Annotated in this window: 10 protein-coding genes and 1 pseudogene; 5 read left to right on the top strand and 6 right to left on the bottom strand. The window is 48.5% G+C overall.

The features are described 5' to 3' along the window. Positions 1-474 (top strand): annotated as a pseudogene (locus ABY436_RS15035) (hypothetical protein); the annotation flags it as partial. Between the two features lie 50 nt (positions 475-524). Here ABY436_RS15035 and ABY436_RS15030 read toward each other — a convergent pair. The 4 genes from ABY436_RS15030 to xseA form a co-directional block, all read right to left on the bottom strand. Next, positions 525-1286: an alpha/beta fold hydrolase gene (locus ABY436_RS15030; RefSeq protein WP_372739756.1), complete on the bottom strand. Its 762-nt coding sequence runs from the start codon at positions 1284-1286 to the stop codon at positions 525-527. A gap of 137 nt (positions 1287-1423) precedes the next feature. Further along, positions 1424-2050, bottom strand: a complete 627-nt coding sequence (locus ABY436_RS15025; protein ID WP_372739755.1) for an FKBP-type peptidyl-prolyl cis-trans isomerase — start codon at positions 2048-2050, stop codon at positions 1424-1426. Positions 2051-2094: 44 nt separating this feature from the next. Then, on the bottom strand, positions 2095-2937 hold the full coding sequence (locus ABY436_RS15020; RefSeq protein ID WP_372739754.1) for a peptidoglycan DD-metalloendopeptidase family protein: 843 nt from the start codon (positions 2935-2937) through the stop codon (positions 2095-2097). Positions 2938-2959: 22 nt separating this feature from the next. After that, the gene (gene xseA / locus ABY436_RS15015; RefSeq protein WP_372739753.1) at positions 2960-4381 is read right to left on the bottom strand and encodes an exodeoxyribonuclease VII large subunit; all 1422 of its coding nucleotides are present in this window, start codon (positions 4379-4381) and stop codon (positions 2960-2962) included. A gap of 144 nt (positions 4382-4525) precedes the next feature. Between xseA and guaB the strand changes: the two genes are divergently transcribed. Then, on the top strand, positions 4526-5995 hold the full coding sequence (guaB, locus tag ABY436_RS15010) for an IMP dehydrogenase (protein WP_372739752.1): 1470 nt from the start codon (positions 4526-4528) through the stop codon (positions 5993-5995). 93 nt (positions 5996-6088) lie between these two features. Then, positions 6089-7669 (top strand): glutamine-hydrolyzing GMP synthase, encoded by a 1581-nt coding sequence (gene guaA / locus ABY436_RS15005; RefSeq protein WP_372739751.1) that lies wholly within the window; start codon positions 6089-6091, stop codon positions 7667-7669. A gap of 98 nt (positions 7670-7767) precedes the next feature. On the opposite strand, the gene katG is transcribed toward guaA, so the two are convergent. Next, positions 7768-9906, bottom strand: a complete 2139-nt coding sequence (gene katG, locus ABY436_RS15000; RefSeq protein ID WP_372739757.1) for a catalase/peroxidase HPI — start codon at positions 9904-9906, stop codon at positions 7768-7770. A gap of 501 nt (positions 9907-10407) precedes the next feature. Between katG and tadA the strand changes: the two genes are divergently transcribed. After that, positions 10408-10923, top strand: a complete 516-nt coding sequence (gene tadA, locus ABY436_RS14995; protein ID WP_372739750.1) for a tRNA adenosine(34) deaminase TadA — start codon at positions 10408-10410, stop codon at positions 10921-10923. Here tadA and mltF read toward each other — a convergent pair. Continuing rightward, positions 10918-12405 carry a membrane-bound lytic murein transglycosylase MltF gene (gene mltF, locus ABY436_RS14990; protein WP_372739749.1) on the bottom strand — a complete coding sequence of 496 codons (1488 nt, stop codon included), beginning with the start codon at positions 12403-12405 and terminating at the stop codon, positions 10918-10920. The two genes, tadA and mltF, sit on opposite strands and share 6 nt — an antisense overlap. A gap of 95 nt (positions 12406-12500) precedes the next feature. On the opposite strand from mltF, the gene purL reads away from it, so the two are divergent. Continuing rightward, on the top strand, positions 12501-15401 hold a 2901-nt coding region (gene purL, locus ABY436_RS14985), incomplete at its 3' end, for a phosphoribosylformylglycinamidine synthase (RefSeq protein ID WP_372739748.1).

The raw sequence follows: 15401 nt of genomic DNA, 5'->3' as shown, positions 1-15401 counted from the left end.
CCCAGAGCGACGTTGGAAAAAGCTCAGGTGATCATTCGTGCCGCGCTTTCTGTTCCTGAGCCTTCGGTTCAGGATAAACGGGTCGCCGCTCAGGCACGAGCGATGGCCATTGATGCCAGTGCCGAAATTGCTAAACTTGAACAAACCCTTGAAGGTGATACTGAGGGTGATCTTGAGGCATCTACTGCTGCGGCTGTTGAAGCGCCCGCAAACGGACAGGCAACAGAAGCAAGCGTTGAAAAACTATCGAAACAAGATCAGACAGACCAGGAATCCAAAGATAAAAAATCAGTTGCAGACATGAGTGCAGAAATAGCATCGTCGTCGCAGGCTACTGCTGCATCGCTGCAAGATTTTAATAACCGTCTTAATGATATTAACAAAACGCTGCACGATATTAATCTTCGTTTGGTAGAAACCGGGGTATTTGAAAAACTCTTTCCCGAAGGTTCCATTATCGACAAAAATGCGTGAAGAATCCGTTCACTTCAATTATTTCCGCTAAAGCGAAAAAATATCCTGAATTAGTCCGCTAAAAATTTAATAACCAGCTGAGTGAAAATGGCCGGTTTTTCAGCATGTGGCCAATGGCCTGCATCCTGAATCAATTTATAAGTGGCCTGAGGAAAGAGCGCCAGAATAGCATTACGATGCTCAGCCTGAATGTAATCCGAATTAGCGCCTTTGATAAATAGCGTTTTACCGCTAAAGGGTGAACCGCTGGGTGCGGCGCTAATGTGGTTATATTCCTGGCTAAGGGTCGCAAGGTTCATACGCCACTGAAATTGCTTATTGTCATCTTTGTAGAGGTTCTTCAACAAAAAAGCTCTGACACCAGGCTCTTCGATGTATGTGCTGAGCTGTTGGTCAGCCTGCGTGCGGGATTTGATCTGCTCAAGATCGATAGAAAATAATCCCTTTAATACATCCTGATGATGATGCGGATAGATCACCGGAGAGATATCAACGACGATCAGCTTCTTCAGTCGCTCCGGATGATTGAGTGCCAGTTGCATGGCGACCTTGCCGCCCATTGAGTGGCCCATCAGATTAACGCAATCTAATCCTAAATCGTCAAGAAGCGAGATGACATCTTCTGCCATTACCTCATAGTCCGTTCGCTCTGCATGTGGGCTGCGGCCATGGTTTCTTAAATCAACGGCAACCACCTGAAAGTGCTCAGACAGTGCCTTTATCTGGCTGCCCCAGTTTTCCAGCGTACCAAACAGGCCATGTAGAATAACCAGTGGTGTACCGCTACCGTGGATTTGGTAATGAAGTTTCATTAGAAAGCCTCGCTGAAAAAAAGAATTGAAAAAATAGCTGATAAAAAGGTGAGAAAAAGAGGTAACAAGCACAAAGCTAAGAAAAATAGGAAAAAACAGTAAACCGGGCAGTATTACTGCCCGGTTTGCATGACTGCTTAGAGAATATCCAGCAGTTCTACATCAAACACCAGGGTTGCGAACGGTGGGATACCGCCTGGAGAACCCTGTTCGCCATAGGCCAGGTGGTAAGGCACGGTTAAACGCCATTTTGCACCAGTATTCATTAGCTGCAGAGCTTCTGTCCAACCGGCAATAACGCCACCGACCGGGAACTCTGCAGGCTGACCGCGATCATACGAGCTATCAAAAACCTTACCGTCAGGGAAGGTGCCGTGATAGTGCACACGAACAGTCGATTCTGCTGTTGGTTTAGCACTGTCAGCATTACCTGCTTCAGTGATTTCGTATTGGAGGCCTGATTCAAGCACGAAAACGCCTTCACGTTTCGCATTTTCAGCTAACAGAGCTTCACCAGCAGCGCCGGCTTCTTTTGCAGCTATTTCACGAGCGGCTTGAATGCGTTTGTTGATTTCGTTAAAAGCTGTTTGGATTGCTTCAACAGGAACCGCTAGCTCCTTGCCTGTATAAGAGTCTTTCAAACCCGCCGCAACTACATCCAGATCGATTCCTTCAAAGCCGTTCTGAGCCAGTTGGTCGCCCATCTGGCGGCCGACGCCGTAGCTTGCATGTTGTTCTAATGTATCAAATTTCAGTTCAGACATTCGTTTTTCTACCCATAAAAATGAAGGTGAAGATTAACATATTATTATTGGCTTTTCTCGGCCACAAATAAAAGAGGATCAACACGGGTATTGTTCAGGCTTACGCTCCAATGGAGGTGCGGGCCTGTAACGCGTCCCGTTTTGCCAATCTTGCCGATCAGATCACCGGGGTTAACCGTGTCACCGAGTTTTACGTCGATCTTGCTCATGTGGCAGTACATGCTAGTCAGGCCATTGCCGTGGTCGAGGATAACGGTGTTGCCATTGAAGAAATACTCACCCACAGCGGCAACGCTGCCCGGGGCAGGTGCTTGAATCGGATCGCCCATCGGAGCTGCGATATCCAGCCCGCTATGCGGATTGCGTGGCTGCTTGTTAAAGAATCTTTTTAACCCGAAAGGGCTGCTAAAAGGCCCCTGTGCCGGAAGAGTAAACTCTGTGACAGGCGTAGCCGGGGTTGTCCATTGTTTGAAGGCGGCTGTCATTTCTGCTTTTTCCCGTCTCCAGCGTGCCACTTGCTCCGGATCTGGATTAACGTGTTTTTTGTTTTTTATGGTCAGGTATTGTGCTTCGTATTCTTTTTCCTTGATATGGAACGGAAAAGAGATGCCATTGGCGACCAGAAGCTGCTTCTCGGTGTGCTTGGCAGACAGAGGAATACCGATCACGGCCAGCCATTTGGCCTGATTGGCATAAGGAGTATCAATACTGGGTACTACCATGACGCGATTACTTCTGTACCAGGCGTTAGGTAAACGTTCGGCATCAATGCCTTGTAGCGGCATTATTACGATACCGCCCGGTGTGGCGGAGGGTTTGGGTAATGTCAGCGAGTAAGCATTCACAGAGGCCAGTATGCTGATGAGGAGCAGAAAAGATCTAATCATGTTTATTCCTAAAATGATGCTGTTAAGTGTCGGGATCCGTATTGGAATCCGTTTGTAAATCCGTACTTAAATTCGTGCCTGAGTGTGTATGTAGAAATGTATCCGGATAGATCTTATCGACGCGGCTGGTGAATGAGCCTTGGTGCAGTCGGTTAATCAACATATCCCCTGTTTTAATCTGTTGCGTGTTCGTCACTACCTTAGCGTCACTATCCTGAATAATCGCGTAACCGCGCTCCAGTGTTGCTAACGGGCTGATAGCGTTCAGGCGCGTAATAAGCTGGCGCAGCGTAAAGTGCTTTTGATCGCGCTGCTTGTGTAGTTGTTGTATCAGACGCTCTTCATTCCTGACAAGCTGCAATCGCATTTGTTCAATCTTGCGACCAGGCTGCTGTTGGGAGAGTTTCTGCGTCCATAAAGAATGATGATGCCTGGCATCGGTCAATTTTTTGTTGATGGCGGCTTGTAGGCGCTGCTGTGCATTATTCAGTCGTGATTTTTGCTCTCTGATCCGCTCGCCCGGGTGGCGGAGACGCTGGCGTAGGTGCTGAACACTGTTGCGCTTTTGCGTGAGAATATAGGCTAACTGTCGGCTGAGTCGGTTGGCTTGTCGGTCCAGTAGTATACGCAGTGCGTCTTGGTCCGGGCTGATCAATTCAGCCGCGGCAGAAGGGGTCGGTGCTCTCAGATCCGCGACTAAATCGGCAATTGAGAAGTCGACCTCATGGCCGACCGCGCTGATAACCGGAATGGGATAAGAAAACAAAGTACGCGCCAGATTCTCATCGTTAAAAGGCCACAAGTCTTCCAGTGAACCGCCGCCGCGACCAATAATGATCAGATCTGCTTGTTGGTGTTGCTGAGCTAGCTTCAGCGCCGCGATTAACTGCGCGGCGGCCTCGGTGCCTTGAACAGCAGAAGGGTATAGCGTCACCGGTAAGCTGGGAAAGCGGCGTTTCAGAACAGAAAGAATATCGTGAATGGCGGCACCGCTGGGTGATGTAATAACACCCAGATGCTTAGGGTGAGCAGGGATCGGTTTCTTGTGTGCTGCCGCAAACAAACCTTCTTTGGCAAGTGCGGCTTTGAGCGCTTCAAATGCTTGTTGTAACTGGCCCTCACCGTCGGCTTCCAGCATCTCGCCGATAAGCTGGAACTCTCCTCGTCCTTCATAGAGGCTTACTTTTGCGGTGAGAATAACCTGATCACCATCTTTCGGTGAAAAGCGCACACGAAGGTTTTTATTGCGAAAAAGTGCGCATCTGACCTGCGCTTTACCGTCCTTGAGGGTGAAATACCAGTGCCCGGAAGACGGGCGTGCAAAATTTGAGATCTCTCCCTGTACCCTGACTTGCATAAAAGAGGATTCCAGCAGCGATTTAACCTGACGGTTAAGCTCTGAAACGGTAAATGCGTGATGATGGCGATCTGAAAATGAGTGCATAACGTTATATTAATCGATGCTTTGCAGATTAGTCATTATGCAAACGCATTTCATGCGTTGAAATATAAATATGATTGTCCGGATAGCGCTAAATCTGTATAATTGCTTGTTTAAATTTTCCCTAAGAAACAGGTTGTTCAGACAATGTTGCGAATCGTTGAAGAAGCACTGACTTTTGATGATGTTTTACTGATGCCAGGTTACTCAGAAGTTCTGCCGAAGGACGTTTCTCTGGCCACTCAGATCACCAAGGGGATCTCTCTGAATATACCATTGGTGTCTGCAGCGATGGATACCGTTACCGAGTCTCGTCTTGCCATCGCTATGGCGCAGGAAGGCGGTATTGGAATCATCCATAAGAATCTTACCATTGCAGAGCAGGCCGCTGAAGTTCGTAAAGTTAAAAAATACGAAGCGGGTGTTGTCAGTGACCCTATTACCTGTTCATCAGATATGACCGTGGGCGAACTACGCCGTATGGCCGCTCAGTTGGGCTTCTCGGGTTTTCCCGTTATTGATAATGGCGAGTTGGTAGGAATAGTCACCAGTCGTGACATGCGCTTTGAAAACTATCTGGACGCAACCGTCGACTCTATCATGACGACCAAAGATCGTCTGGTAACGGTAGAAGAAGGTGCCGATAAAGATAAAGTTCGTAACTTGCTGCGCAAGCATCGCATCGAAAAAATTCTGGTGGTTGACGATGCCTTTAAGCTAAAAGGCATGATGACTGTTAAAGATATGTATAAAGCGGAAGCTTTTCCTAATGCTGCTAAAGACGGTAAAGGTCGATTAATTGTCGGGGCTGCGGTGGGTACTGGTGCGGAAACACCGGATCGTGTCACGGCATTGGCTGAAGCCGGCGTAGATGTCATCGTTGTCGATACTGCACATGGTCACTCTAAAGGGGTGATTGATCGGGTTGCATGGGTGAAGCAGAACTTCCCGCAGGTACAGGTTATTGGCGGTAATATAGCAACAGCAGCAGCGGCCATCGCGTTGGCAGATGCTGGTGCTGATGGGGTTAAGGTAGGTATTGGTCCGGGGTCTATCTGTACTACGCGCATTGTTTCTGGCATTGGTGTTCCGCAAATCACCGCAGTTGCTAATGTGGCTGAAGCATTAAAAGACCGTGGGATTCCATTGATTGCTGATGGCGGTATCCGTTTCTCCGGTGATATCGCTAAAGCGATTGCGGCAGGCGCATCGGCGGTCATGGTGGGTTCTATGCTGGCGGGTACCGATGAAGCACCCGGCGAGGTAGAGCTGTTCCAGGGGCGTGCTTATAAGTCATACCGTGGCATGGGTTCTATCGGTGCCATGGCACAAAGCACGGGTTCATCAGATCGTTATTTTCAGGATGCCTCAGAGGGTGCTGAAAAGCTGGTGCCAGAAGGTATTGAAGGACGTGTTGCCTGTAAAGGGCCGATGGTGGGTGTGGTTCATCAGTTGATGGGTGGTGTTCGTGCTTCTATGGGTTATACCGGTAGTAAGAATATTGAAGAGATGCGTACCAAACCTCAGTTTGTACGTATCACTAATGCAGGTATGAATGAAAGCCACGTGCATGATGTGAGTATCACTAAAGAAGCTCCTAATTATCGCGTTGGTTAAAATTCTATTTTTTTATAAAGTGGGGCGCTGCTATGGTTGCCCCATTTTTTGTTTTAAGGGCTGTTAATCAGCCATTCGGTGGAGCCACTGAGCATGACGACAGATATTCACGCGCAACGCATACTGATTCTCGATTTCGGATCTCAATACACCCAGCTAATTGCACGTCGCGTACGTGAAATAGGGGTTTATTGTGAAATCCGTGCCTGGGATATGGAAGAAGCAGAGATTCGCGAATTTAACCCAAATGGCATTATCTTAGCGGGTGGTCCTGAGTCGGTTACCGAAGATGATTCTCCACGTGCTCCCGCGTTAGTTTTCGAGCTGGGCGTGCCTGTACTGGGTATCTGCTACGGTATGCAGACGATGGCCGAGCAGATGGGAGGGAAAGTTGAATCCTCTGATCAGCGTGAGTTCGGTTATGCAAAAGTGCGCCTGTCTGACAGTCCGAGTCGTCTGTTGGAAGGGATAGAAGATCATATCGCGAACAATGGTTCCTTGCTGTTGGATGTGTGGATGAGCCACGGCGATAAAGTGACTGAGTTACCGGCAGGTTTCAGTGTCATCGCTTCTACGGATTCAGCGCCAATAGCGGCTATGTGTCATCCGGCTAAGCATTTCTATGGCCTGCAGTTTCATCCTGAAGTGACGCATACTAAGCAGGGCGGGCGTATTCTGGAGCGCTTCGTACACGTGATCTGTGAAACAGAATCCCTGTGGACGGCGGAAAATATTATCGCCGACCAGATTGAAAAGGTACGCGCTCAGGTAGGTGATCAGAAGGTGCTGTTGGGGCTTTCCGGTGGTGTTGATTCCTCGGTGGTTGCAGCGCTGTTGCATAAGGCGATTGGCGATCAGCTAACCTGCGTGTTTGTCGATAATGGTCTGTTGCGTAAACATGAAGGCGATCAGGTGATGGACATGTTCGCCAAGAACATGGGTGTCAGAGTGATTCGTGCGGATAGCGCGGATCTGTTCCTTGGTCGTTTGAAGGGTGAGAATGACCCTGAGAAGAAGCGCAAAATTATTGGTAATGCCTTTATTGAAGTGTTTGATGAACAGGCGACCAAACTTAAGGATGTTAACTTCCTGGCACAAGGGACTATTTATCCTGATGTGATTGAATCAGCGGGTGCTAAAACCGGTAAGGCGCATGTTATTAAATCCCACCATAATGTCGGCGGTTTGCCGGATGATATGAAAATGGATTTAGTTGAGCCTTTACGTGAGCTGTTCAAGGATGAGGTTCGCAAAATCGGTCTTGAATTAGGCTTGCCGTACGATATGGTTTATCGTCACCCTTTCCCTGGCCCTGGTTTAGGTGTGCGTATTCTTGGTGAAGTGAAAAAAGAATATGCAGATATCCTGCGTGAAGCAGATGCTATCTTTATCGAAGAGCTGCATAAAGCTGACTGGTATCACAAAACCAGCCAGGCATTTGCGGTCTTTTTACCGGTGAAATCTGTCGGTGTCGTCGGCGATGGGCGTCGTTATGAATATGTGATTGCGATTCGTGCGGTTGAAACAATCGACTTCATGACAGCACGCTGGGCGCACCTTCCGTATGAGTTGCTGGAAACGGTCTCGGGTCGTATTATCAATGAAATCGCTCATGTATCGCGTGTGACTTACGATGTGTCAAGTAAGCCGCCAGCGACAATTGAGTGGGAGTAACAGGAAAAACCATATAAAACGGCGGCGCTGTGAAGCGCCGCCGTAGATGGATAGTAAGCACTCTCAAATAGCTTGCACAGCCAGATTCTGCAAGCAGGCTACATCAAGTCAAAACGATCCAGAGTCATTACTTTGCTCCATGCTTTGACAAAGTCGTTTATGAACATCTCGTTGCCATCTTGAGATGCATAGACTTCTGCCACTGCGCGTAATTCGGAGTTTGACCCAAAAACCAGATCCACAGGGGTGGCAGTCCATTTCACCTTGTTCGTGGCTCTGTCACTACCTTCATACACTCTCTCGCTATCGGCAGACTTTGACCATTGAGTCGACATGTCGAGCAAATTGACAAAGAAATCATTGCTCAGCGTTCCCGGTTTGTCGGTAAGTACACCTTGTTGGGATTGATCGCTATTCGCATTGAGGGTGCGCATACCTCCAATCAGCACTGTCATTTCAGGCACTGTCAGGGTTAACAGATCAGCCTTTTCTACAAGCATATCTGCAGGCGAAGCGTAGCTGCCTTCATTGTAGTAGTTGCGAAAAGCGTCGGCCTTGGGTTCTAACCATGCAAAAGATTCCACATCAGTCTGTTGTTGTGTTGCGTCAGTGCGACCCGGCGTGAAAGGAATCTCAACGTTATGACCCGCTTTTTTGGCCGCATCTTCAACAGCGGCATTACCAGCGATAATAATCACATCAGCCAACGAGACTTTCTTTCCACCTGAAAGTGATTTGTTAAAGTCATCCTTAACCGTTATCAGGGTTTTCAACACTTTTGCCAGTTCCTCAGGATTGTTTGCTTGCCAATCCTTCTGCGGTGCAAGCGCAATACGTGCACCATTGGCACCACCGCGCATATCGGAACCACGGAAGGTAGAGGCTGATGCCCAGGCAGTTCTGACTAATTCCGGAATAGTTAAATCGGATTGTAGAATCTTGCTTTTGAGTTTTTCAGTATCACCATTACTAATTAATTTGTGATCAACAGCCGGAAGCGGGTCTTGCCAAACCAGTTCTTGCGCAGGAATCTCGCTACCCAGATAGCGCGTACGTGGCCCCATGTCACGATGGGTTAGTTTGAACCAGGCCTTGGCAAAAGCGAGATCAAACTCTTTAGGATTGTTTAGGAAATGCTCTGTAATCTTACGAAACCCGGGATCTTTCTTTAGCGCCATATCTGTCGTGAACATGATCGGCGCATTCCGTTTGCCCTCGATGTGGGCATCCGGTACCAGGCCTGCCGCTGCCTCATCCGTTGGGATCCACTGGGTTGCACCGGCGGGACTCTTGGTTTGGGTCCATTCAAATCTCATCAGATTATCCAGATAAAGTACAGACCATGCAGTTGGAGTCGACGTCCAGGCGCCTTCCAGTCCACTGGTCATCGCATCGGCGCCTTTACCGCTACCGCAGTTGTTCTTCCAGCCAAAACCTTGCTCTTCGATAGGTGCAGCTGCAGGCTCCGCACCCAGGCATTCCCCTTTGACCGCACCATGGGCTTTACCCAGGGTGTGTCCGCCAGCGATAAGGGCAACGATTTCTTCGTCGTTCATCGCCATACGGCCAAAAGATTCGCGGATGTCCATAGCGGCCGAGAGTGGGTCGTGATTGCCGTTTGGTCCTTCCGGATTGACATAAATTAAACCCATCTGTACAGCGGCTAAGGGGTCCTGTAGTTTGCCTTCTTTGTTGTAACGTTTATCGTTGGCAAGCATGACGGTTTCAGGTCCCCAGTAAACCAGATCAGGTTCCCAGTCGTCTGTGCGTCCCCCGGCAAAGCCGAAGGTTTCAAAACCCATGGACTCCAGAGAGACATTACCTGCCAGAATCATCAGATCTCCCCAGGAGACACTACGGCCGTATTTTTGTTTGACCGGCCAGAGTAATCGGCGTGCCTTATCCAGGCTGGCATTATCCGGCCAGCTGTTGAGTGGCTCAAAGCGTTGCTGGCCACCATCGGAACCGCCGCGGCCATCAGCCGTACGGTATGTACCTGCAGCGTGCCAGGCCATTCTGATCATCAAACCACCATAGTGCCCCCAGTCTGCCGGCCACCAATCCTGTGATGTTTTTAGCGTTGTTTCAATGTCATTCTTCAAAGCCTTGAGGTCAACCTTGTTGAAGGCTTCGGCATAATTAAAATCTTCTCCATAAGGGTTGGACCTTGGGTCGTGCGCCCGGAGTGGTTGAAGGTTCAGTTTTTCCGGCCACCAGAATTGAGTAGACTTGGCCATACCAACTGATCCATCGACTGCCTCCGTTGCAAATGAATTTGTTGGCGTCAGTGCTGTGATGGTTACCGCAAAAGCGGCAAATACAGGTATTGATTGTTTTAGCATTGGAATTACCCTCCAGAGCTTTGTTGATAGCATACGCAAGAAAAGCATAGGCCTCGCCATGCTAATGGGTAAACTGATTTAACTAGAATTTGATGTTCTGTTTATTGAATCAGTTGTGCGGCGTTAGCGCTTCTTTGCATTGCTTAATCAAAGCTTCATGCTCGACGTGCATGTATAATTGGATCGCAAAATGAAGACGCTTCGGTGGTGCGGGCCAGGTTCATTAAGAGCGGTGCTCAGGGCGATTGGCCGATATTGCTCAGCTGCGCGGCGTTCCTGAAAAGGCATGTTTTCTCTACAGCGATCACATAGCTGAATAATCATCGCGGCAATATATTGCTCATGGAGAAATGATCGATACTCCTAACGCTTCTTAATGAGAGTTTTTTTATTCAAATGGATAAATGTGAGTCAGAAGAATTGAATCAACATAAAACAGATCAGGACTGGATGTCGGAGGCACTGCTGCTGGCAGATCGTGCCGCGGAACTGGGTGAGGTGCCGGTGGGCGCTGTGGTGGTGTTGGAGGGAGCGATTATCGGGCGTGGCTGGAACCAGCCGATCAGTAAAAATGATCCGACAGCGCATGCTGAAATCATGGCGCTACGTGATGCCGCCGCGAATGTGGGTAATTACCGGGTGGTGAATGCTGATCTGTATGTGACCCTCGAACCCTGTTCGATGTGCGCAGGGGCGATGGTGCATGCACGGGTCAGGCGAGTGATTTTTGGTGCTTATGAGCCAAAAGCAGGCGTGATTGTTAGTCGTCAGTCTTTTTTGCAGCAGCCGTGGCTGAATCATCAGGTAGAGTCGACCGCGGGTATTTTGGCGGATACTTGTAGCGCAAAACTACGTCAGTTCTTTAAACAGCGGCGTGAGCAAAAACGGCGTGATAAAAACGAAGGGTTATAGTGTTGCGGGTATGTTTTTTATTTCAGTAATAGTAGAAGGTGTGGCTTTTTCTTTCTCTTCTTCTATCGCACGAATAGAGGCGTCTCGTGCCTGTCTTATCTGTTGAATCTGCTTTTCCCATTCTAATAATTCAATATATTTTTTGATGTTAGCGACATACTGGACGGGTTCCTGTCCGCGGGCATAACCATATTTGACGGTTGAAAAGTATTTCTTCTTGGACAGCAGTGGTAAAAACTCCCTGACATCATCCCATTTGTCAGGATCTTTATTGGCGCGTTGGGTCAGGATTCTGGCATCTTCCAGGTGGCCGAAACCAACATTGTAACCTGCCAGTGCAAACCAGGTATGATCAGGTTCTGGTATGCGATCAGGTATTTTACCCTTAACGTTAAGTAAGTATTGTGCGCCACCTAAAACGCTTTGTATGGGATCGGTACGATCCATAACGTTTACTTCTTTAGCGGCGGCGTTTGTCAGCATCATGATCCCTTTTACTCCCGTGGGGGATACGGCATCCGCTTTCCAGTGAGATTCCTGATAGGCAACGGCCGCCAGTAGCATCCAGTCGATATCAGTTTCTTGTTCGGCCATATAAAAATACTGCTCTAATGCCGGAAGATAGGTTTCCATATCTTGTTTGAAGGTAACAGTATCAAAATAATTTAATGGGTTTTGCTTGCCGAAGTATTTTTCTTTTAAAGAGGCGATGAGTGCTTTTGTTTTAGCTTTGCCAAGGAACTTGTTAACAGCGCGCTGGATAGAGCCGTCCCGGTGTGGTGTGATGATCCAAGCGATAGGCTGCTGGTTGCCGATCGTAAAAGCGCTATTGAGCCCCGGGTAGAAGGAGCTTTGCGATTCATAGACGGTGGAGTCAACGATGGCGTAATCGACTTCTTTATTAAAAACTTTGTCGAGGATATCGGTGTTGGTAAGTTCGCTGGTCTCTTCCCAGCTCAAATCAGCATGCTGGTTTTTAAGCTCTTTAAGTTGATCGGCCTGAATCGAGTTGGCTAAAACGAGTGTCTTTTTGTCGATCAGGTCGGTGACATTCGTCGGAGCAGGTACGCCTTGTGTGAGGCGGTAAATAACAGTGGAGATGCTTTCGGCATAAGGCCTGGAAAATTGAAAATTATTTTGACGGGTTTCTGAAACATTAATGCCTGCGGCAACGATGTGTGCGTCGCGTTTGTTAATGGTCTGGAACAGGCCTTCTATCGTGTCGGGTACGATCAGATCTATCTCGACGTCCAGATCATCGGCAAAGGCTTTGGCTAGCTCGTACTCAAAGCCAGCCGGGCCGCTTTTGTCAATATAATAGGCGCTCGGTGTGTTACGTGTAGCGACTCTGAGGCTGCCATTCATTTTAATGACTTCAAGCTGAGAAATGGAATTGTAACTGACCAACGCAGGCAAACTGATGATCACAAGGATCGTCAGTAAGTGTAAAACATCTCTTTTTCTGCGTAAGTTAAATAACATAAGGACCTTTTCTGGTACTTGAGCGCTAGATTCAGGTAAAATGCCCGCTTACTTTTCCTGTCTGTTTTGGCTCATTTAAGAGGCTCGAGATCAACATGCTAGTAATGCGTGGAGCACCTGCTCTTTCTGCCTTCCGTCACGATAAACTTTTAGCTGCTTTGCAGAGTGAAGTCTCTGCTATCACAGCTGTTTATGGTGAATTCTATCACTTTGCCGATACCTCTGAAGGATTGACTGACGATGAACAGCAAGTGCTGTCTCGTATCCTTCATTATGGCCCTAAAGCCGAGGTTAAAGAACCAGCAGGATTATTACAGCTGGTTGTTCCTCGTGCCGGTACTATTTCACCTTGGTCAAGCAAGGCAACTGATATTGCCAGAAATTGTGGTTTAAGCAAAACGAAACGTTTAGAAAGAGGGATTGCATATTTTGTAAGTTCCTCTGTTGAGTTGTCTGAAGAACAAAAGTCAGCGGTTTCTGCGCTGCTGCATGACCGAATGGTTGAGCGGGTTTTACTGAGCTTAGAGGCTGCAGATTCGTTGTTTGTGCATGCCGGACCTAAGCCGCTTAACACGATTAGTCTGCATAAAGAGGGGCGTGCCGCTTTAGAAAAAGCGAATCAGGACCTGGGGCTGGCGTTAGCTGAAGATGAAATTGATTATCTGCTGGAGAGCTTTACCGCGTTGCAGCGTGACCCGTCAGACGTCGAGTTGATGATGTTTGCGCAGGCAAACTCTGAACACTGCCGGCATAAAATATTTAATGCATCCTGGGATATCGATGGTGAAGCGCAGGACAAATCGCTATTTTCAATGATACGCAACACCAATGAGCTGGGCGGCGAAAATGTGCTGTCGGCTTATTCGGATAATGCGGCGGTTATCGCAGGAAGTAAGGCAGGGCGCTTCTTCCCTGATCCTGTAACGGCCGAATATTCTGCTAATCAGGAAGATATTCATATCCTGATTAAAGTTGAAACACACAATCACCCAACGGCTATTGCGCCGCACCCTGGCGCGGCAACCGGCTCAGGCGGTGAGATTCGTGATGAAGGGGCTACCGGTAAAGGTGGCAAGCCAAAAGCCGGACTGTCTGGTTTTACCGTATCCGATCTGAATATTCCGGGCTTCGGTCAGCCGTGGGAGTCTCAGTATGGCAAGCCTGGCCGTATTGTTTCCGCGTTGGATATTATGCTTGAAGGGCCTATCGGTGGCGCGGCATTTAATAATGAGTTTGGTCGACCGAACCTGGCCGGCTACTTCCGCACATTTGAGCAAAAAGTGAATGGTGCCGCTGGTGAAGAGGTACGCGGTTATCATAAGCCCATCATGATCGCTGGTGGTATGGGTAATATTCGTGCCGGGCATGTTGATAAAGGTCAGATCAGCGTGGGCGCTAAGCTCATCTGTCTGGGTGGCCCTGCGATGTTGATTGGTTTGGGCGGCGGTGCAGCTTCATCTATGTCATCCGGTACCTCTTCTGAAAATTTAGATTTTGCGTCAGTTCAGCGCGACAATCCTGAATTAGAACGTCGTTGTCAGGAAGTTATCGATCGCTGCTGGCAGCAGGGTGATAATAATCCGATCGCCTTTATTCATGATGTAGGTGCCGGTGGTTTATCTAACGCCTTCCCCGAGCTGGTAAAAGATGGTGGCTGCGGTGGTCATTTTGAACTGCGCAATGTGAATAATGATGAGCCGGGCATGTCTCCGCTGGAGATCTGGTGTAATGAAGCGCAAGAGCGTTATGTGCTGGCAGTTAAACCGGAAGATATGCCGCGTTTTGAAGCCTTGTGCGCGCGTGAGCGTTGTCCTTATGCTGTGGTAGGTGATGCGACAGAAGAGCACCATCTAACCTTAGGTGATACGCACTTTCAGAATAAGCCTGTTGATCTGCCGATGAGTGTATTGTTTGGCAAGCCACCCAAAATGCATCGTTCGGTTGAACGTATCGAGTATGCATTACCCGAATTTGATACGGCTGAGATTAAGCTGGAAGAGGCTATTGAGCGGGTGTTGAAATTCCCGGCCGTCGCTTCAAAATCATTCCTGATTACGATCGGTGACCGCTCTATTACCGGGCAGGTCGCACGTGATCAGATGGTCGGTCCGTGGCAGGTGCCCGTTGCAGATTGTGCTGTCACTACTTCGGCTTACGATACCTATGCGGGTGAAGCAATGGCGATGGGCGAACGTACTCCGTTAGCGCTGATCGATGCCGCTGCGTCAGGACGAATGGCGATTGGTGAAGTGCTGACCAATATTGCAGCAGCCCCGATTGCTGATATTTCTGATGTGAAATTGTCAGCTAACTGGATGTGTGCAGCAGGTCATCCGGGTGAGGATGAAAAGCTTTACGATACCGTTAAAGCGGTTGGTATGGAGTTGTGTCCGGAGTTGGGTATTACTATTCCGGTGGGTAAGGACTCTATGTCCATGCGCACTGTCTGGAAAGACGGCGCTGAAGATAAAAGTGTGACAGCACCATTATCATTGATTATCTCCGGTTTCGCACCGGTAACGGATGTGCGTAAGTCGTTAACGCCTCAGCTTCGTGCTGATCAGGGTGAAACAGATCTTATTTTGCTGGACTTAGGGAATGGTAAAAACCGCTTAGGTTTATCCGCATTAGCTCAGGTTTATAACCAGGTCGGTACATCGGTACCTGATGTTGATGATGCGCAGCAGTTAGCAACCTTCTTTGCGGCTATTCAGGAACTGAATAATTTAGGTTTGCTATTGGCTTATCATGACCGTTCGGATGGTGGCTTGCTGGCGACCATTACTGAAATGTCATTTGCCGGGCATGTCGGGATTGATGTTAATCTGGATATGATTGCACAGGATCAGTCGGAGTGGCTGGCGGCGCTGTTTAATGAAGAGCTGGGTGCAGTAATCCAGGTTAAACGTGAAAATACCGAGCAGGTATTGGTAGAGTTGAATGCGGCAGGCCTGGCTGATGTTGTCATGGTGATTGGCTCAACCAATCAGGATGAT

Source organism: Neptunomonas sp. (assembly GCF_041601355.1).
Lineage (GTDB): Bacteria > Pseudomonadota > Gammaproteobacteria > Pseudomonadales > Balneatricaceae > Neptunomonas.
This window is presented reverse-complemented; position numbering and strand designations above follow the sequence as displayed.

Bases quoted from the DNA above. Each gene is read 5' to 3' on its own strand.
- tadA (WP_372739750.1), top strand. From the start codon at position 10,408: ATGGATAAATGTGAGTCAGAAGAATTGAATCAACATAAAACAGATCAG.
- guaA (WP_372739751.1), top strand. From the start codon at position 6,089: ATGACGACAGATATTCACGCGCAACGCATACTGATTCTCGATTTCGGA.
- guaB (WP_372739752.1), top strand. From the start codon at position 4,526: ATGTTGCGAATCGTTGAAGAAGCACTGACTTTTGATGATGTTTTACTG.
- ABY436_RS15025 (WP_372739755.1), bottom strand. From the start codon at position 2,050: ATGTCTGAACTGAAATTTGATACATTAGAACAACATGCAAGCTACGGC.
- ABY436_RS15020 (WP_372739754.1), bottom strand. From the start codon at position 2,937: ATGATTAGATCTTTTCTGCTCCTCATCAGCATACTGGCCTCTGTGAAT.
- mltF (WP_372739749.1), bottom strand. From the start codon at position 12,405: ATGTTATTTAACTTACGCAGAAAAAGAGATGTTTTACACTTACTGACG.
- katG (WP_372739757.1), bottom strand. From the start codon at position 9,906: ATGGCCAAGTCTACTCAATTCTGGTGGCCGGAAAAACTGAACCTTCAA.
- ABY436_RS15030 (WP_372739756.1), bottom strand. From the start codon at position 1,286: ATGAAACTTCATTACCAAATCCACGGTAGCGGTACACCACTGGTTATT.
- xseA (WP_372739753.1), bottom strand. From the start codon at position 4,381: ATGCACTCATTTTCAGATCGCCATCATCACGCATTTACCGTTTCAGAG.